At 67.8% G+C, this 17,349-nt stretch carries 18 protein-coding genes; 14 read left to right on the top strand and 4 right to left on the bottom strand.

The genetic code is table 11. The features are described from left to right. From C560_RS0117040 to C560_RS0117025, 4 genes are all read left to right on the top strand, one after another. A partial coding sequence (locus tag C560_RS0117040) for an ATP-binding cassette domain-containing protein (RefSeq protein WP_026539108.1) occupies window positions 1-519 on the top strand: 519 nt, incomplete at its 5' end. A gap of 30 nt (window positions 520-549) precedes the next feature. Then, on the top strand, window positions 550-1,653 hold the full coding sequence (locus tag C560_RS0117035; RefSeq protein ID WP_026539107.1) for a Gfo/Idh/MocA family oxidoreductase: 1,104 nt from the start codon (window positions 550-552) through the stop codon (window positions 1,651-1,653). Next, entirely contained in the window at window positions 1,653-2,447 is a 795-nt protein-coding gene (locus C560_RS0117030) for a TIM barrel protein (protein ID WP_026539106.1), read from the top strand. The genes C560_RS0117035 and C560_RS0117030 overlap by 1 nt, the downstream gene beginning before the upstream one ends. Continuing rightward, window positions 2,444-3,478, top strand: a complete 1,035-nt coding sequence (locus C560_RS0117025) for a Gfo/Idh/MocA family oxidoreductase (RefSeq protein WP_026539105.1) — start codon at window positions 2,444-2,446, stop codon at window positions 3,476-3,478. Before C560_RS0117030 ends, C560_RS0117025 begins: the two co-directional genes overlap by 4 nt. A 31-nt stretch (window positions 3,479-3,509) precedes the next feature. Here the strand turns inward: C560_RS0117025 and C560_RS0117020 are convergent, their stop codons facing one another. Next, a complete protein-coding gene (locus C560_RS0117020) occupies window positions 3,510-4,283 on the bottom strand; it encodes a gamma-glutamyl-gamma-aminobutyrate hydrolase family protein (RefSeq protein WP_026539104.1) in 774 nt (257 codons plus the stop codon). A 39-nt stretch (window positions 4,284-4,322) separates the two neighbouring features. Here C560_RS0117020 and C560_RS0117015 point away from each other — a divergent pair, with 39 nt between their 5' ends. The 5 genes from C560_RS0117015 to C560_RS0116995 all read left to right on the top strand — a co-directional run bounded on the left by C560_RS0117015 (window position 4,323) and on the right by C560_RS0116995 (window position 9,159). Further along, window positions 4,323-4,817, top strand: coding sequence for an SRPBCC family protein (locus tag C560_RS0117015; RefSeq protein WP_026539103.1), 495 nt, complete (start codon window positions 4,323-4,325; stop codon window positions 4,815-4,817). 14 nt (window positions 4,818-4,831) lie between these two features. Continuing rightward, window positions 4,832-5,539: a FadR/GntR family transcriptional regulator gene (locus C560_RS0117010; RefSeq protein ID WP_018775920.1), complete on the top strand. Its 708-nt coding sequence runs from the start codon at window positions 4,832-4,834 to the stop codon at window positions 5,537-5,539. A 193-nt stretch (window positions 5,540-5,732) separates the two neighbouring features. After that, on the top strand, window positions 5,733-7,106 hold the full coding sequence (locus tag C560_RS0117005) for an MFS transporter (RefSeq protein WP_018775919.1): 1,374 nt from the start codon (window positions 5,733-5,735) through the stop codon (window positions 7,104-7,106). A 26-nt stretch (window positions 7,107-7,132) separates the two neighbouring features. Beyond that, window positions 7,133-7,909 carry an SDR family NAD(P)-dependent oxidoreductase gene (locus tag C560_RS0117000; protein WP_018775918.1) on the top strand — a complete coding sequence of 259 codons (777 nt, stop codon included), beginning with the start codon at window positions 7,133-7,135 and terminating at the stop codon, window positions 7,907-7,909. A 116-nt stretch (window positions 7,910-8,025) separates the two neighbouring features. Then, window positions 8,026-9,159 (top strand): LOG family protein, encoded by a 1,134-nt coding sequence (locus C560_RS0116995; protein ID WP_026539102.1) that lies wholly within the window; start codon window positions 8,026-8,028, stop codon window positions 9,157-9,159. 4 nt (window positions 9,160-9,163) lie between these two features. On the opposite strand, the gene C560_RS0116990 is transcribed toward C560_RS0116995, so the two are convergent. Next, window positions 9,164-10,111, bottom strand: coding sequence for a matrixin family metalloprotease (locus C560_RS0116990; protein ID WP_026539101.1), 948 nt, complete (start codon window positions 10,109-10,111; stop codon window positions 9,164-9,166). Then, entirely contained in the window at window positions 10,111-11,403 is a 1,293-nt protein-coding gene (locus tag C560_RS0116985; RefSeq protein WP_026539100.1) for a VIT1/CCC1 transporter family protein, read from the bottom strand. The genes C560_RS0116990 and C560_RS0116985 overlap by 1 nt, the downstream gene beginning before the upstream one ends. A 234-nt stretch (window positions 11,404-11,637) precedes the next feature. Here C560_RS0116985 and C560_RS0116980 point away from each other — a divergent pair, with 234 nt between their 5' ends. Beyond that, window positions 11,638-11,874, top strand: a complete 237-nt coding sequence (locus C560_RS0116980) for a hypothetical protein (protein WP_018775915.1) — start codon at window positions 11,638-11,640, stop codon at window positions 11,872-11,874. A gap of 142 nt (window positions 11,875-12,016) precedes the next feature. Here C560_RS0116980 and C560_RS0116975 read toward each other — a convergent pair whose 3' ends face one another. Beyond that, on the bottom strand, window positions 12,017-13,540 hold the full coding sequence (locus C560_RS0116975; RefSeq protein WP_018775914.1) for a sodium:solute symporter: 1,524 nt from the start codon (window positions 13,538-13,540) through the stop codon (window positions 12,017-12,019). Window positions 13,541-13,821: 281 nt separating this feature from the next. Here C560_RS0116975 and C560_RS0116970 point away from each other — a divergent pair, with 281 nt between their 5' ends. The 4 genes from C560_RS0116970 to C560_RS0116955 all read left to right on the top strand — a co-directional run bounded on the left by C560_RS0116970 (window position 13,822) and on the right by C560_RS0116955 (window position 17,270). Further along, complete coding sequence (locus C560_RS0116970) at window positions 13,822-14,397, top strand: helix-turn-helix domain-containing protein (RefSeq protein WP_018775913.1); 576 nt, start codon at window positions 13,822-13,824, stop codon at window positions 14,395-14,397. A 25-nt stretch (window positions 14,398-14,422) separates the two neighbouring features. Then, complete coding sequence (locus tag C560_RS23435) at window positions 14,423-15,268, top strand: hypothetical protein (RefSeq protein ID WP_155855817.1); 846 nt, start codon at window positions 14,423-14,425, stop codon at window positions 15,266-15,268. 224 nt (window positions 15,269-15,492) lie between these two features. Continuing rightward, window positions 15,493-16,932, top strand: coding sequence for an ammonium transporter (locus C560_RS0116960; RefSeq protein WP_026539099.1), 1,440 nt, complete (start codon window positions 15,493-15,495; stop codon window positions 16,930-16,932). Further along, a complete protein-coding gene (locus tag C560_RS0116955; RefSeq protein WP_026539098.1) occupies window positions 16,929-17,270 on the top strand; it encodes a P-II family nitrogen regulator in 342 nt (113 codons plus the stop codon). Before C560_RS0116960 ends, C560_RS0116955 begins: the two co-directional genes overlap by 4 nt. Window positions 17,271-17,349 lie beyond the last annotated feature (79 nt).

The following is a 17,349-nucleotide window of genomic DNA, read 5'->3' as shown; positions in this document are numbered from 1 at the left end:
CCGTTCAAGAGCATGGACGTCGAGAAGATGAAGGACATCACGCTCGCCGAACTCGCCGCGATGGGCATCGACCTGCGCGACGTCGAACAGCCCATCGGCCAGCTCTCCGGCGGTGAACGCCAGTGCGTCGCGATCGCCCGGGCCGTGTACTTCGGCGCGAAGGTCCTGATCCTGGACGAGCCCACCGCGGCCCTGGGCGTGAAGCAGTCCGGCGTGGTGCTCCGCTACATCCTGCAGGCCCGCGACCGCGGCCTCGGGGTCATCTTCATCACCCACAACCCGCACCACGCCTTCCCCGTCGGGGACCGGTTCCTGCTGCTCAAACGCGGCAAATCAATCGGCTACTACGACAAAAAAGACATCACCCTCGACGAACTCACCGCCCAAATGGCCGGCGGCGCCGAACTCGCCGAACTCGCCCACGAACTCGAACAACTCGGCGGCCACGGCGACATCGTCAAGGAAGTCCAGGGTGAAGTCGCCGACGTCGCCCAGACCACCGGCACGACCTACCAGTAAGGGCCGCCCCACTCCTGAAAGGACAAGCCTTTGGCTTACCTCAACCGCACCCCGTCCGACGCCGCCCTGCCGGTGCGGATCGGACTCATCGGCTCGGGCTGGATGGGCGCCTTCCACGCCGAGAGCATTGCCCGCCGGGTCCCCGGCGCCGTCCTTGCCGCCATCGCAGATCCGAACCTGGAATCCGCCGGGGCGCTGGCCGGCGCCCTGGGCACCACCAAGGTGACCGCGGACGCCACCGACCTCCTGGCCGACCCGGCGATTGACGCCGTCGTCATCGCCAGCCCCGCGCGTTTCCATTCCTCCCTGATCGGCCAGGCCGCAGCGGCCGGAAAGCACGTCTTCTGCGAGAAGCCCGCCGGCCAGGGGCTCGAGGAGCTCGGCGCCGCCCTTGACGCCGTCGCCGCCGCCGGGGTGCACTTCCAGATCGGCTTCAACCGCCGGTACGCCGCAGACTTCCAGGCGGCCAAGAAGGACCTCGCCGCCGGAATCGTGGGGCAGCCGCAACTGCTGCGTTCGCTGACCCGGGACCCGGGCACCGGGACCATCGGGCACGCCGCAAAGATCCCTGTGTGGACCATCTTCCTCGAAACCTTGATCCACGACTTCGACACCCTGAACTGGTTCAACGAAGGCGCCGAACCTGTGGAGGTCTATGCGGTTGCCGACGCGCTTGTGGAGCCGGGACTGCGGGACCAGGGGTTCCTGGACACCGCCGTCGTGACCATCCGCTACAGCAACGGCGCCATCGCCGTCGCCGAGGCGAACTTCAGCGCACTGTACGGCTACGACATCCGCGGCGAGGTCTTCGGCTCCAAGGGCATGGTCCAGGCCGGCCGCGCCACCGAAACCGCCGCCCGCCGGTTCACTGCCGAGGGGCTGTCCGCCGACACCCCACGGCTGAACGTCGAGCTCTTCCGGCAGGCCTACACGGACGAGCTGGTGGACTTCGCAGACGCCGTGCGCGCCCGGCGTGACGGTACCGCGCCGGAGCCGAAGCCCTTCACCCTCACTCCGGGAGCCAGTGACGCCCGGCGCGCACTGGCCATGGCGCTGGCCTGCATAGAGTCCGTCAAGCAGGGCGCCCCGGCAACGGTCAACACAGTGGCCGTCAACGAGAGCGTGGTCCTCTGATGCGGCTCGCCGTGTGCGCTGAGATGGTCTTTACGGACCTGCCGTTCACGGAGCGGGTGCGCAGGCTCCACGAGGCCGGTTTCGACGTCGAACTCTGGGACTCGCGGCCCAAGGACATCGGCGCGCTCAAGGCCACCGGGGCGGTGTTCTCCTCCATGACCGGTTACAGCTCCGGCAGCCTCGTGGATCCGGACACGGCGGACGAGGTGGTGCGGACCGCCGAGTCCCTGATCCCCACCGCCCTGGAACTTGGCGTCAGCCGGATGGTAGTGCACCCGGCGGAACTCATCGACGGCCACGCGGCCCGCCCGGTCTACCGGGCCACCGGCCAGATGTGGGCCACCGGCGCCCGGACCCTGGAACGGCTCGGGAAGCTCGGTGAGAAGTACGGGGTGACGTTCTGCCTCGAGAACCTCAACACCATCCTGGACCACCCCGGCATTCCGCTGGCACGGGCCAAGGACACCCTGGCGCTCGTGCAGGCCGCCGGGCACCCGAACGCCAGGCTCATGCTGGACCTCTATCACGCCCAAATGGGGGAGGGGAACCTGGTCGAGCTCGTTCGGACCGCCCTGCCATACATCGGCGAGATCCAGGTGGCGGACGTTCCGGGCCGCTGCGAACCCGGAACCGGGGAAATCAACTACGCGGCCGTCGCCAGGGCGCTCGCGGACGCAGGCTACGAAGGGACTGTGGGCCTGGAAGCGTGGGCCAGTGGCGACAGTTATGCGGCCCTGGAGGCCTTCCGTGCGGCGTTCACCGTGCCCGCACCAAACCTGAGAGTAGAAGTATGAGAGACGTAATCCTTGGACTCGTCGGCGTTGGGCGGATCGGGGTCATGCACGCCAACAACATCGCCGCCCTCAACGAGGTCCTGAATCCGCAGGGGATCCGTGTCCGGCTCCGCCTCACCGACGTCGCCGAAGAGCACGCCCGGACGGTGGCAAGCGGTCTCGGTGCCGAATTCCTGCCCTCGGTCGAGGCGCTGCTGGCCTCGGGGCTGGACGGCCTGGTCATCGCCACCGGAACCGGGACCCACCCTGAGCTCATCAAGGCCGGCGTGGACGCCGGGATCCCGGTCTTCTGCGAAAAGCCCGTGGCCCTGAACGTGGCCGAGGCCCTGCCGGTGCTCGACTACATCCGGGACCGGAACGGCGTGGTGCAGATCGGGCATCAGCGCCGGTTCGACGCCGGGTATCTGGAAGCCCGCCGCGCCTACCAGGCCGGCGAGCTGGGCTGGATCCATTCCCTGCGTGCCGTCACGTGCGACATGACGCCGCCCCCGGTCGAGTTCCTGGCCAGCTCCGGCGGGCTCTTCCGGGACTGCTCGGTCCACGATTTCGACATCCTGCGCTGGCTCACAGGCCGCGAAATCGTCGAGGTCTACGCCAAGGGCTCCAACAACGGAGACCCGGCGATCGGTGAAGCCGGCGATGTGGACACGGCCCTCGCGCTGGTGACGTTCGACGACGGCACCGTGGGAACGGTTTCGGCCACCCGCTACAACGGGGCGGGCCATGATGTCCGGCTGGAAATCCAGGGCTCCCGCGGCTCCCTGATGGTGGGCCTGGACGACAAGACGGCGCTGGCCTCCGCCGAGGCCGGGATCACGTTCCCCGCGGGGAAGCCGCATCTGACGTTTGCCGAGCGGTTCGAGACGGCGTACCGCTCCGAAATGGAGGCGTTCGTCGAACTGATCCTTGGCCGCCGGGAGAATCCCTGCACTCCGGAAGACGCCGTCGCGGCCTCCCGGGTTGCCGATGCCGCCCAGGAATCGCTGGCCACCGGTGCCCCGGTCAAGGTGACGGTGAGCGTCGCCAGCTGACCACGGCCCGGGGGTTGCCGGTCCTGAGCGGTCAGGGCCGGGTGCGGCACACCTCGACGAAGGCCCGGAACGGCGCGAGCCGCTCCCCGGCCGGGAGTTCCAGGGCCTCGGGGTGCCACTGGACCGAGGCCACCCAGCGCTCCGGATCCTCGAGCGCCTCGACAGTCCCGTCCTCGGCCACGGCCGTCACCCGCAATCCTCCGGCCACCCGGGCCACGGCCTGATGGTGGCCGGAGGCGATCTTCACGTTCACGGCACTCGAACCGCCGCCGTAGAGGGCCGCCACCCTCGAGCCGGCCCGCACCCCCACCTCGTGCCAGGCCCACGGTCCGGCCCCGCGCACCGGCGCGGGCTCGCGGTGCGCCACCGTCCCCGGCGCCATGTCCTGGATGAGCGTCCCGCCGTAGAGCACATTGAGCAGCTGGTGCCCGCGGCAGATGCCGAACACGGGCAGCCCGGCGTCGATCGCACGACGCGCCACGGCGAGATCCAGCGCGTCCTGGGCAGGGCTGACGTCGTAGCAGACGTCGCCGCGCAGCTCGCCGTAGAGGGCGGGGTCGAGGTCGCCGCCGCCGGGAAGAACGACGCCGTCAAGGGAGGCCAGCGCCGCGGCGAGGCCGCCGTCGTCGGGCCCCAAAGCGTCGAGCAGCACCGGTTCGCCGCCGCCCTCGCGCAGCAGCTCCACGATGTACTCGAACAATGCGTTGGCTTCCGCCACGCGCGGGTCGGGATCGGCGGAACTGCTGAGGCGGACGGGAACGCCGATGCGCGGCCGGCCGCGGAAGGGGTTGCGGGAAGTCTGCATGCCTCATTCTGCAACACGATCGCGGACTAGGATTACTAGATGAATCCCCGCTATCTCGTGTCCCGCAGCCGGTACATTGCCGCCGCCCCCGAGGCCATCTTCGAGGTGCTCGCCACGCCTGCCCTGCACAGCGTGATCGACGGCTCGGACACGGTGAAGGGCGCCCAGCCGCGCGGGCCACGGCGGCTGTACCTCCGCGCGAGGTTCGGCATGCAAATGAACATGCGGGTGAACTACAAGATCCTCAATACGGTCTGCGAATTCGAGGAAGGCCACCGGATTGCGTGGCGGCACTTCTACGGCCATGTGTGGCGCTACCTGCTCGAACCATCCACGGGCAAGGACGGCACAGCGGGCACGCTGGTCACCGAGCAATGGGACGCGCGCCGGGTCCGCGGCAAGAGCCTGCTCCGGCTGGCCGGCTACCTGCGCCGCCATCCGGCCAACCTGGAACAGACGCTGGCCAAGCTCGACGCCTACATGGCTGCGCACCCGGACATGGGTAATGTGGATGGCAGCACGAAACGAGACTGAAGGTGGGAACTGGGATGGGCCGCAGGACACTGGTCGACGATCTCGTCGACGGCCTGCTGACCGAAATCCTTGACGGCAAGCTCCAGCCCCATAACCCGATTCCGCCCGAGGCCGACATCGCCAAGGCCTACGGCGTCAGCCGGCTCACCGTGCGTGAGGCCCTCAAAGCGCTCCGCGCGCAAAACATCCTCTATGTGAAGGCCGGCCGGGGAACGTTCGTCAATCCCACGGACAACTGGACCGGCCTGGACGCGATTTTCAAGGCGGCCTCGCATGGCAATGCGGCCGACCAGGTCTCGGTGGGACTGATCGAGATGCGCCGGATGGTGGAGACCGGGGCGGCCGCGCTCGCCGCCAAACGCTATACCCCGGAGCAGGCCGAGCGCATGCGCGAGTGCATCGCGGACATGAAGCGCTTCCACGACTCCGGCGACCTGGACCGCTTCGTGGAGGCGGACATTGGCTTCCACGACGCCGTCCTGAAGGCGTCCGGCAACCCCTTTGTGCGGGCCCTGTTCGCCCAGTTGGGCCAACTGCTGTACGTGACCCGACGCGAAACATCGGCCGTCGAGGTGATCCAGCAGCATGCCATCGATTACCACCAGCGGGTCCTGGACAGCATCCTGAGCGGCGACGCCGAGCGCTCGCGGCAGGCGATGGATGAGCACATGGACCAAACCAACGCGGACTACGAACGCTACGTCCGGGGCGCCAAGTCCTGACGTCCACCTCCGGACCCTTGACGTAATCCGAATCACATCCTAAGATTTTGCCTAGTTCCTGAATCAGATGTCTGACATCTGACTCAACAAGTATCCTGCAGCACGCGCTTCCAAGCGGGCAGGATGACCACCCCAATCCACCGATTTCCTCACCCGGCACAGCCGCAGGGCGGGAAAACACGTAAGAAGGTCGATGATGACTTCATTAGCCCCCAAGTCCTTCGGACTCGGCGAACTGGGCGACCGCACGCTCCGCAAGGTCCGCCGCCGCGTCATGCCCCTGATTGTCCTGCTCTACTTCGTTGCCTACCTGGACCGCAACAACGTCGGATTCGCCAAACTCACCATGAGCGAGGACATCGGCCTGAACTCCGCTGCCTACGGACTGGGCGCCGGCATCTTCTTCCTTGGCTACGCCCTCCTGGAGGTTCCCAGCAACGCGGGCATGTACCGATTCGGAGCCCGGAAATGGCTGGCCCGCATCCTGATCACGTGGGGCATCTTCGCCACCGCCATGTGCCTGGTGAACGGTGAAACCACCTACTACATCATCCGGTTCCTGCTCGGTGCCGCCGAGGCCGGATTCTTCCCGGCGATCCTGTTCTACCTGACGCTGTGGTTCCCCGCCGCGCAGCGCGTCACCGTGCTGGGCATCTTCATCCTTGCCCAGCCTGTATCCAACGCGCTCGGCGCCCCGGTATCCGGGCTCCTGCTGCAGATGGACGGCGTCATGGGACTCCAGGGCTGGCAGTGGCTCTACATCATCGAAGGCATCCCGGCGATCGCCCTCGGCCTGCTGACGCCCATCCTCATGACGGACCGTCCGCGGGACGCCAAATGGCTCGAGGCCGACGAGCGCAACTGGCTCACGGCCACCATGGACGCCGAACTGGCGGCCAAGTCCCAGTCGGGCAAGCACAACTTCCTGGCCGGGCTCAAGGACAAGCGCACCCTGGTCTACTCCGCCCTCTACTTCGGCCTCGTGTGCGGAATCTACGGCCTGGGCCTGTGGATGCCCACCATCGTCGCGGCCCTCGGCAAGTTCTCCACGGCCGAGATCGGCTTCATCGTCTTCATCCCCTATGCCGTGGCCGCAGTATTCGTCTACTTCTGGAGCAAGCGCGCGGACCGGACCGGCAAGCGTGCCTGGCACGCCTCGGTCAGCATGGTGCTCGCGGGCGTCGGACTCCTGGCCGCCGGCTACCTGCTGCCGGTCAACCCCTTCCTCGCGATGATCGGCCTGACGGTCTCGGCCATGGGGATCTACGGGGCCATCGCCCCGTTCCTCTCGATGCCCTCCGCGGCACTGACCGGTGCGGCTGCCGCTTCCGGACTGGCCCTGGTGAACTCCCTCGGAAACCTCGGCGGCTTCATCTCCCCGTACGCCGTCGGCCTCCTCAAGGACGCCACCGGAAGCAACCAGAGCGGGCTGCTGTTCCTCTCCCTCTGCCTGTGCCTCACCGCCGTGGCCACCTACCTCTACGCCCGCCGGCGCCCCGAAGGCGACGCCGGCCTTGACCCCGCGGTCGCGGCGGCTGCCGCCGTCGACCCGGCCAAAGTATCCTGATCCGAACCCCTGAAGGAATCTTCGACATGACATCAATTACCCCGTTCCCCACTGAACGCACTGTGGTCCTGACCGGAGCCGCGTCAGCCCGCGGCATCGGCCGTGCCGCCGCAGATCGCCTGGCCAGCGAGGGCTGGTCCATCGCAATCCTGGACATCAATGCCGAGGACGCCAGCGCCGCTGCCGCCGAGATCGGTTCCAACCGTGCGGTCAAGGCCATCGGCGTCGGTGCGGACGTCTCCGACGCCGCGTCGGTTGACCGGGCCATCACCGAGATCGAAGGCTCGCTGCCCCCAATCGTCGCGCTGGCCAACCTGGCCGGCATCAGTTCCCCGACGCCGTTCATGGACACCACGGTCGAGGAATGGGACAAAGTCTTCGCCATCAACATGCGCGGATCCTTCATCGTCTCCCAGCGCGTGCTCAAGGGCATGATCGAGCGCAAGCTCGGCCGGATCGTGAGCATCTCCTCGATTTCGGCACAGCGGGGCGGCGGCACCTACTCCAAGGTCGCCTACAGCGCCTCCAAGGCCGGGATCATCGGATTCACCCGCGCCCTGGCCCGCGAGGTGGGCGAGTTCGGGGTCACGGTCAACGCGATCGCCCCCGGCCCCATCGACACCGACATCATGGGCGGCACCCTGAGCGAGGAACGCAAGGCGCAGATGTCGGAGGGCATCATGATGGGGCGGGTCGGCAGCCGCGAGGAAGTGGCGGCCCTGATCGCCTTCCTGCTCGGCCCGGACGCCGGTTACATCACCGCGGCCACCTACGACATCAACGGCGGCCTCCAGGTCTCCTAAGCTGCACGCACCCCCGTTGCGCTATCACTTTTGGGCCTCAAGATCCCGGAATGGCCCGGAATGGCCACCAAAAGTGATAGCGCAACGGGGGATTGGCGACGGTCTAGGCTGGCTCCATGAGCGCCGCCCGCAGCCTTTACCCCAGCCCCCGCACGTTGGAGGTCGAGAGCGTTGCCGGTTTCGACCGGCTGGTCGCGGCGGGGGCGCGCAGCATGCACGGCTGGCATGTCCAGTCCCTGGACCTGCGGGGCCGCCGGACACAGTTGGAGGCGCTGGAGGCCCAGGGCGCGGTCTTCCTGGGCTGCAGGTTCGATCAGGGTGTGGAGGATTTGCTGCGCGGCCGGGGCGCCCTCATCTTTCCCCGGCTCACGGCGGTGCCGTTCAACCCCTACCGCGGGCAGCTGTATACGCCGCAGGAACTTTATGCCGGCATCGCCGCGTCGCCCTATGAGGACACGCTCGACGCGCGGGTGTACCAGTGGAGCATCCGGCCGGGCCAGCGCCGCCGGCTCGATGCGACTCTGGCCGCCGCCCTGCATGACCATTCGATCGGCGTGGCCCTCGACGAGCTGGCCGGCACCTATCTCCGCGCCGGCCGCACGATGGTGGGGGTCATGGGCGGGCATATTGCCCGCCGCGGCACCGCCGTATTTGAGGAAGCCGCACTGCTGGGCCGGCTGCTGGCCCGGAGTGGACGGGTGGTAGCCACGGGCGGCGGCCCCGGGGCCATGGAGGCCGCGAACCTGGGCGCCTTCCTCAGCGACGCCCCCGAGCCGGACTTCCGGCGGGCCCTGGCCGACCTCGCGGCGGTGCCGTCCTTCCGCCCCTCGGTGTCCGCCTGGGCGCGGGCGGCTGCGGCGGTCGCCCAACGCCACCCGGAGGGTAAGCCGTCGCTGGGGATTCCCACGTGGTTCTACGGTCATGAACCACCGAACTTCTTCGCCACCCACGTGGCCAAATACTTCGCGAACGCCATCCGGGAAGCCATCCTGCTTGAACTGTGCAACGGAGGCATCGTCTTCTTGCCGGGTTCCGGCGGCACCGTCCAGGAGATCTTCCAGGACGCCTGCGAGAACTACTATGCCGCTCCGGAAACCGTCACCCCCATGGTCCTGGTGGGACACGAGCACTGGCTGCGTCGGTTCCCCGCGTGGCCCCTCTTACAGAGCCTGGCGTCAGGGCGCCGGATGGAGGGACGGATCTTCCTGGTCGATACGGTCGCAGAAGCCCTTGAGGCGCTGGAGCGCTAGCGGGTCAGAGATCCTTGCGGCACTGGGCGTGGCCGAGCTCGTAGAGTCCGTTCAGGTCCCCGTCGGCAAGCCCGTCCGGGGCTCCGATCTCGGGGTACATCAGCTGGGCCGGGTCATCGACATGTTCCAGGCCCATCACATGGCCGAGCTCGTGCAGGATCACGGCCGTGGCATAGGCCGCACCCTCTGCGCGGTCCAGGTCTTCCGCGATTTGCGGCGCATCCAGTTCCAGGCTGCCCGTGACGAAGCTCTTGGGACCGTCGCCGAAACTGAAGTGTGTGCTCCCGCCCGTGCCGATCACCGGGCCTTTGAGCTGCGGTGCCTGCTCCGGTGTGGTCCAGGCGATTAGCAGCGGCGCCCACCGGTCCCCGTAGCGGTCCTTCTGGTAGGGCGCCCGGGTGGGCGAGGGGGCCTCGGACGTGGGGCCGTCATTGATGAACGTGATTCCGGTGGCCTCCGAGATCGTCCGGATCGAGTCCTCCACAAGCCGCTCGGCACCCTGCGGGGCCAGGGCGGCATTGATGACGTAGTGCAGCGGACGGCACGGCGAGTAACCCACCGGAGTGCCGTCGTCGTTCGTTGCCAGAAACTTGTACGAAGTGCTGGCGGCCTCCGGTTTCCGGGGCACGCCGAGGGGCTGGTCCTGCTCCTCGAGCCCGGGCGGGGGAGTGTCCGTCCGGTCTCCTCCGGCCGGCACGGCAGGCTGGCCGGAAGCCTGGCCAGCCTGCGGCTGTGCGTGCACGTCACTGCCTGAATTGTGCCCCGCGTTGTGCCCCGTTTCGCGAGTGACCTCGAAGAGGCCCGTGAACCGGGGATCGCCGTAGACGAGTCCCGCGGTGAGGAAGGCTCCGCCGGCGATCACCGCGGCGGCGGCCAGGTTCCTGACGATCCGCAGCGCGGTGGCTGGCCGGCTGTGCCGTGATCCGCGGTCCCGAAACTCAGGACCGTCCACTAGCCAACCACGGCGCCAAAGGCCATGCCCAGCAGGTACGTCACGCCGGCGGCACCCATGCCGATGGCCAGCTGGCGCAGGCCACGGGTGGCAGGCGACGTGCCGGAGAGCAGGCCCACGACGCCGCCGGTGAGCAGCAGCGCCACGCCGACGAGGGCGGCGGAAACCACCAGTGCGGCGAGTCCGGTCATGCCGAGCAAGAAGGGAATGATGGGCACGATCGCGCCGGAGGCGAAGAAGCAGAAGCTCGACGCCGCCGCACTCCAGGCGGTGCCGACCGCCTCGTGCTGGTCCTCGCTTTCGGGCAGTTCCGGCCGCAGGGACAGGCTGGGATCGCAGTCGCAGTCCAGCAGGCCCATCCGCTCCGCGACGCGGTGCTCGGCGGCCTCCCGGGACATGCCGCGGGCCAGATAGACGAGCAGGAGTTCGTTGTGCTCGATATCGAGCAGCGGCGCCGCCGCCAACGTGATCTGGGTGGGACGGGTCGCGGCGAGGAGCTCCCGCTGCGACCGTACGGAAATAAACTCCCCGGCCCCCATGGACAAAGCGCCGGCCAGCAGCCCGGCGACGCCGCTGAGGAGCACCACTTGGCTTCCCACGCCCGAGGCCGCCATGCCCATGACGAGGGACAGGTTGCTGACCAGCCCGTCGTTGGCGCCGAACACGGCGGCGCGGAACGTTCCGGCCAGCCGGTTGCGGCCCCGGGTGGCCAGTCCGCGGACCACTTCCTCATGGATCTGCTCGTCGGCGACCATGGCCGGGGTGGCGAACGACTCGGTGGCGTACGGGGAGCGGCTCTCCGCCCGCTGGGCTAGGGCCAGGACGAAGACCGAGCCGAAATGCCGGGCTAGGAAGCCCAACAACCGGCTCCGGAGTGAGGCATGCCGGTCCTTGCCGGCGTGATCGCCCAGCAACTGGAGCCAGTGGGCCTCATGGCGTCCCTCGGCCTCGGCCAGCGCCAGCAGGATGGCGCGCTCCTCGCCGGCACGGTTCTGCGCCAGGTCCCGGTAGACGGCCGCCTCGGCACGTTCATCGGCGAGATACTGGCGCCAGCGCTTGATGTCCGCAGCGCTGGGCGCTGCGCTCGCGTCTGTTCCGGGCTCCGGGCTGGGTGCGCTGACGGGAGGCGCGGTGCGGGAAGTCGCGCCGGGGGCAGGGGAGGCGTGCGGCGGGGCGGGGCGCGGGTCCGTCTCGGGGACCTGGGAGGGCTGTGTCGGGTGGTGCTGCGAAGAATCGTTGCGGTCCGATTCGGTGTGCTGAGACACGAAAAACTCCTGGGTTTGGTCGGGCATGGTCCGGCCCCATTGCGACTCCAGAGTACCCGGTATTTCCGCGTCTTTCCGGCTGGCCATCCTCAGCGGAAAGTTTAGGGCGGCCGTAACTGCCCTGCCGTGGCGGGGCCGCCCGCAGCCGCTTTCCGGCCGCAATTGTGAGCCCTTGACCGCCCGGGTCCGCGGTGTTCGAATGAAACCCAGGGCGGGCTCCCCGGGGCCCTGCCGCCGCCGAAGCCGCATGGAGGTTGCACCATGGACAGCACCGCATCACATCCCATCCAGCCGGCCCGGGACTCCCTCGAGTCCGATCCCGCCTACGACTACGCCGAGGACGCGCCCGTCAGTGATGCCGCGGAGACCGAGGACGAGGAGCTTCTCGAAGAGGCCGATCGGCTCGTTCCCCTGGACGCGGACGACTTCCTGGGCGACGAGACGCCGGTGGTGCCCCTGGAGGGGGAAGAATTCCTTGCCACTGAGGAAAACGAGTGATTCTCCCGCGGCCCGTTAGATAGCCCAAAGCCGAATAAATAGCCAAAGGCCGACGGCGGCGCCCCCGCGTGGGGAGCGCCGCCGTCGACCTGCAACTCGCGGTCAGGACCCTGACGGGGCCCGGCCCTAGTGCGTAAGGGCCCTAGTGCGTGAGGGCCGGGGCCTTTTCTTCCTCGGCCGCGCCGCCGGCGACACGCCGGCGCCAGTTCTGCATGACCGCGGGATCCGTCGGCTTGGTCAGCAGGGACACCGCGATGTAGACGGCCGCGGAAGCCGCCAGGCCGTAGTAGATCGGCTCGTTGGCGTAGATGCCGTCCAGCGGAACCTCGGCGTTGACTTCCAGGATGATCATGGTGCCGAGCGTGATGACCGAGCCGACCGCCATGGACGCCGCGGCGGCGACGCCGGTGCCGCGCTTCCAGACCAGGCCGCCGAGGATGGCCACCAGCAGGCCGCCGACAAGGATGTCGTAGGCAATGGTCAGGGCCGCGACAACGTCCTTGGTGACGATGGCGATCACGATTGCCACGATGCCCAGGCCCAGGACCCACATGCGGTTGGCCTTGACGTCGTGTTCCGGGTTGTCGGTGTCATCGGTGTTGACGGTCTTGCCGAACCAGCCGGCAACGAACGGCAGCACATCGGCGCGGGCCACGGTGGCGGCTGCGATCAGGGCACCGGAGGCGGTGGACATCATGGCAGCGACGGCGGCGGCCAGCACGAGGCCGCCGATGCCGATGGGCAACAGGTGGGTGGCGACCTCGGCGTAGACAACGTCCTTGCCCAGGGCCTTGACGTCGATCTGCGGCAGCGCCACCCGGGCGCCGAGGCCGATCAGGGCGCCGGCTGCGCCGTAGAGGATGCAGTAGATGCCGGCCGTCGCGCCGCCCCAGCGCGCAACTTCAGGCGTCTTGGCGGTGAACACACGCTGCCAGATGTCCTGGCCGATCAGCAGGCCGAGGGTGTAGACCACAAAGTACGTGATGATCGTCTGGGCGCCGATGCCGTCGATCTGGAAGAACGTGGCGTCCACCCGGCTGCGGATCCCGTCGAGGCCGCCGGCGGCGTTGAGCGTGAACGGCAGCATCAGGAAGAAGATGCCGACCGTCTTGATGACGAACTGGACCTGGTCGGCCAGCGTGATGGACCACATGCCGCCGATGGTCGAGTACACCAGCACGATTGCCCCGCCGACGGCGATCGCGACGGCGCGGTCCCAGCCGAAGAGCACCACGAAGATGGTGGCGTAGGCGCCCGTGGAGGTGGCGCAGAGCATCAGCGTGTAGGCGAGCATGACGATGCCCGAGGTCTGCGTGGCGTTGCTGCCGTAGCGCAGGGTCAGCATCTGGGAGACGGTGTAGATCTTCAGCTTCTGGATGGTGCTGGCGAAGAGCAGGCTCAGCAGCAGGACGCCGGCGCCGATTGCGACGACGAGCCACATGCCGGAGATGCCGAACTTGTAGCCCAGGCCCACACCACCGACGGTCGAGGCGCCGCCCAGGACGACGGCGGCCATGGTGCCGGTGTAGAGGAACGGGCCGAGGCGGCGGCCGGCGACGAGGAAGTCGCTATTGTTCTTGGTGCGGGACTTGCCCCACCACCCGAACGCCAGCATGGCGGCCAGGTACACCACCACGATTGCGATGTTGACGAAAGTTGCGTCCATTAGAGGCTCCTTGGAGCGGGTTGGCAGCGGATGCGGGCTTGCCGGGCCTCAACAGAATGGTCGGCAAGGCTACTGCTGCGTGACGTGGGTAGAGGAGGATTTCCGTCGGAACCTCCGGTTTTGCCCTATAGGCAACACATGTTGCCCAGAAGAGTATGCTGTGACTCCGGTAACAGTCAAGGCGCAGGGCGTGGTGCCGCCGCCTCCGCGTCACGAAGGCCCGCTCCCGCTAGGATTGCTCCAATAATGGGGCCAAGCGGCCGGCCGTGAAAGGTTCCTAAATGAAGGCACTACCAGTTGAACCGAGCAATGTTCCCGTTGCCATCGGTTCGCGGATCCGCGCCGCCCGGCAGTCCCAGCGGCTCACCATTGAACAGGTAGCAGACGCCACCGGGCTCACCAAGGGATTCCTCAGCCGGGTCGAACGGGACCTGACCTCGCCCTCGGTTGCCTCCCTGGTAACGCTGTGCCAGGTTCTGTCCATCTCCATTGGCGACCTCTTTGCCGCCCCCGAAACGCACCTCACGAAGCAGAATGAGGGTCCTCGAATCTCCCTCGGCGGCGAGGGGATCGTCGAGCGGCTGCTGACCGCCCGGTCCGAGCGCCGTGTCCAGATCATCCAGGCCGTGATCGAGCCGCGCGGGCGCGGCGAGTCCGAACTCTATGCCGTGGACTGCGACGTCGATGTCCTGCATGTGGTCAAGGGAAGCATCCGCCTGATCCTCACGAATGAGGAATTCGAGCTCAGCACCGGAGACACTGTAACGTTCCCCGGCCGGGAACCCCACACCTGGGTCAATCCCACCGACGACGCCGTCGAGGTGCTGTGGGTGCTGGTACCCGCCGCCAGCCGCTGAGGGCAGGACCGCAACAATAACCACCATGAAAGTATCCACACGGCGCAATCCGGCACCACAGGACGGGCGCAAGCCGCTCGCGTCATCAACTGGGGGATCCATGAACCGCAACAACGTCTTTCTGTCCCTGGCCCTGGCCGCCGCGCTCGCGGTTGCCCTTGGCCTTAGCTCCTGCTCCGCAGCGGGTCAGCGTGCCGGCGAAACGGCAAGCGGCCCCGCCAGCGAAACTGCCGCCCCGGCGCAGCAGGAATCCGGCCCGGCCGCCACAACCGCGTCCACCGCCGCTTCGGCCACGCCCGCGCCGTCCTCCAGCGCCTCCGGCACCCCCGCCCCGGCCGCGCCGACGGCCAGTGCCGTGGCCGGCGTGAAAACCTTCACTTTCCCGGACGGGCACCTTTCCTTCTCCTACCCGAACGGCTGGTCCATCCGGTTGGTGGGCTCGCCCGAGGACGCCGCCAAGCTGCGGGGCGTGCAGGCGGTCATCGCCGACGCCACCGGCAACGAACTGGCTTCCATCATCAGCAGCACCAGCGCCAGCAACGCCTCCGGCCCGGTGGCCCGTACCGTGCTGGACACCGCTCCGGTGCCGGGGTTAAAGGATGTGGACGGTGAACAGCTGGCCTTCGGCTTCGCATTCGATTCCATCGCTGACCAGTCCGATTTCCACATGAGCGTCCGCAAGGAACGTGACTTCGCGCCCGGGGTCGCTGACTCCGGCTCTGCCTATGTCAGCTTCGCCAACGGCGGGGCGGAAGCCAAGGTGCTCTTCGGCAGCCCGGCGTTTGCCTCCGTCGACGCCGCCAAGGCCTGGATGACCACGGAGCAGTACATCCAGCTCAAGCGCCTGCTGCTCACTCTCAAGTACAACTGACCCCCGGGGCCTTGGTGAGATGTACGTCACATTTCGGCAATCTGCCGGAAACGGCAAATTAATGCCCAGAGCCGCCGCGTAACGTGCCGGCAAGAATCGGAAAGCCTTCCCGAAACACGCCGTGGGTAGCGTCATCCGCGGGGGGACGTACAACAGTCCCAAGGTGACATGGTCTCGCCGAATCGGCGCCCTCGGAGCGCCGGCACTCGAGGAAGGCTCCCGCTATGAAGTTCTCTGTGCTTGCAGTAGGAATGGCAGTAGATCCGCAGGTCCTTGACCCCGGATCGACCGCGTGGATGCTCACGGCGTCCGCCCTGGTCCTCCTGATGACCCCCGGACTTGCGTTCTTCTACGGCGGGCTCGTCAGGATGAAGTCCGTCCTCAACATCATGATGATGAGCTTCGGCGCCATGGGCGTGGTGGGCGTCGTCTGGGCCCTGTGGGGCTACGGACTGGCCTTCGGCCCGGATGCGTTGGGCGGATTCGTTGGGGATCCCTTCACTAATTTCGGCCTGAGCGGGCTGACCACCAGCATCGGCACCAAAGCGCCAGGACTGCCGGACATGATATTCGTCGGCTTCCAGGCCACGTTCGCCATCATCACTGTCGCGCTGATCAGTGGGGCGGTGGCCGAGCGCGTCAGGTTTGGCCCCTGGCTGCTCTTTGCCGCCCTCTGGGTCACGCTCGTCTACGCGCCGATCGCGCACTGGGTCTGGGGCGGCGGCCTGTTCGGGCCCACCGGCATCATTGGCAGCAAGATCTCCGCCCTCGACTTCGCCGGCGGCACGGTGGTCCACATGAACGCCGGCATAGCCGGACTCATGCTCGCGGTGGTTCTGGGCAAGCGGCTCGGCTTCATGAAAGACCCCAACATCCGCCCGCACAACCTGCCTTTCGTCATGCTCGGCGCAGGGCTGCTCTGGTTCGGCTGGTTCGGGTTCAATGCGGGCTCGGAACTCGCTGCCGACGCCACGGCCGCCCTGGCCTGGATGAACACGCTGCTTGCCACCTGCGCCGCCCTGCTGGGCTGGCTGCTCGTGGAGCGGCTGCGCGACGGGCACGCCACCTCGCTCGGAGCCGCCTCGGGTGCCGTCGCGGGACTCGTGGCAGTGACCCCGGCCTGTGGGTTCGTCGACCCTGTCGGGGCAATCCTGATCGGCACAATCGCCGGAGCCGTCTGCGCGCTCGCCGTCGGGCTGAAGTTCAAGATCGGACTCGACGACTCCCTGGACGTCGTGGCTGTGCACTTCGTGGGCGGCCTGTGGGGGACCCTGGCCCTCGGATTCTTCGCACTGCCGTCCGCCAAGACGGCCGGCGGCCTCTTCTACGGCGGTGGCCTGGCGCAGTTCTGGCCACAGATTCTCACCGCCCTGATTGTCACGGCATGGAGCGCCGCCATGACCACGCTGATTGGTTTCGCGATCCACAAGAGCATCGGCATGCGCGTTTCCGAGGCCGACGAGCTCTCCGGCATTGACGTGACGGAGCACGCCGAAACAGCGTACGAGCTCCTCATGGTCGGCGGCAGCTTCCACCCCGGTGACCCGCATGCCCGGACTGATGGTGCGGCGGCCCACGCCCACACCGGGACTCAGGCCGAAGCCCAGGCCGAGACCCAGGCCGGGGCCGAAGGTGAGGCCGTCCGCGGCAGGGTGTCGTCATGAAGCTCGTCACGGCCATTGTTCGGCCGGAGCGGGTTGCCGCCGTCAGCGCGGCCCTGGAACGGGCCGGGGTCAACGGCCTGACCGTGAGCCAAGCCAGCGGCTACGGCCGGCAGCGGGGCCATACCGAGGTGTACCGGGGCGCCGAATACAGCTCGGACCTGCTGCCCAAAGTGCGGCTGGAAGTCCTGGTCGAAGAGGACGCCATGGGCGCCGTCATGGCGGCCGTTGAGGAGGGCGGGCGCACGGGCCGCTTCGGCGACGGCAAGATCTGGATTATCGAGGTGCGCGACGCCGTCCGTGTCCGGACAGGGGAGCGGGGCGCCTCGGCCATCGCGTGAAGCGGTTGGTAAACAAATGATGCGCAATACGAAACTTCGAGTGTATGATGGGTGTCACAACCCGTCGGTCAATCCTCGA

The sequence above is a fragment of the Arthrobacter sp. 9MFCol3.1 genome (genome assembly GCF_000620385.1).
Lineage (GTDB): Bacteria > Actinomycetota > Actinomycetes > Actinomycetales > Micrococcaceae > Arthrobacter.
The sequence above is the reverse complement of the archived record's forward strand: the minus strand, read 5'-3'. Positions and strand labels throughout refer to the sequence as shown.

Bases quoted from the DNA above. Each gene is read 5' to 3' on its own strand.
- C560_RS0117030 (WP_026539106.1), top strand. From the start codon at position 1,653: ATGCGGCTCGCCGTGTGCGCTGAGATGGTCTTTACGGACCTGCCGTTC.
- C560_RS0117025 (WP_026539105.1), top strand. From the start codon at position 2,444: ATGAGAGACGTAATCCTTGGACTCGTCGGCGTTGGGCGGATCGGGGTC.
- C560_RS0117020 (WP_026539104.1), bottom strand. From the start codon at position 4,283: ATGCAGACTTCCCGCAACCCCTTCCGCGGCCGGCCGCGCATCGGCGTT.
- C560_RS0117015 (WP_026539103.1), top strand. From the start codon at position 4,323: ATGAATCCCCGCTATCTCGTGTCCCGCAGCCGGTACATTGCCGCCGCC.
- C560_RS0117010 (WP_018775920.1), top strand. From the start codon at position 4,832: ATGGGCCGCAGGACACTGGTCGACGATCTCGTCGACGGCCTGCTGACC.
- C560_RS0117005 (WP_018775919.1), top strand. From the start codon at position 5,733: ATGATGACTTCATTAGCCCCCAAGTCCTTCGGACTCGGCGAACTGGGC.
- C560_RS0117000 (WP_018775918.1), top strand. From the start codon at position 7,133: ATGACATCAATTACCCCGTTCCCCACTGAACGCACTGTGGTCCTGACC.
- C560_RS0116995 (WP_026539102.1), top strand. From the start codon at position 8,026: ATGAGCGCCGCCCGCAGCCTTTACCCCAGCCCCCGCACGTTGGAGGTC.
- C560_RS0116985 (WP_026539100.1), bottom strand. From the start codon at position 11,403: ATGCCCGACCAAACCCAGGAGTTTTTCGTGTCTCAGCACACCGAATCG.
- C560_RS0116980 (WP_018775915.1), top strand. From the start codon at position 11,638: ATGGACAGCACCGCATCACATCCCATCCAGCCGGCCCGGGACTCCCTC.
- C560_RS0116975 (WP_018775914.1), bottom strand. From the start codon at position 13,540: ATGGACGCAACTTTCGTCAACATCGCAATCGTGGTGGTGTACCTGGCC.
- C560_RS0116970 (WP_018775913.1), top strand. From the start codon at position 13,822: ATGAAGGCACTACCAGTTGAACCGAGCAATGTTCCCGTTGCCATCGGT.
- C560_RS23435 (WP_155855817.1), top strand. From the start codon at position 14,423: ATGAAAGTATCCACACGGCGCAATCCGGCACCACAGGACGGGCGCAAG.
- C560_RS0116960 (WP_026539099.1), top strand. From the start codon at position 15,493: ATGAAGTTCTCTGTGCTTGCAGTAGGAATGGCAGTAGATCCGCAGGTC.
- C560_RS0116955 (WP_026539098.1), top strand. From the start codon at position 16,929: ATGAAGCTCGTCACGGCCATTGTTCGGCCGGAGCGGGTTGCCGCCGTC.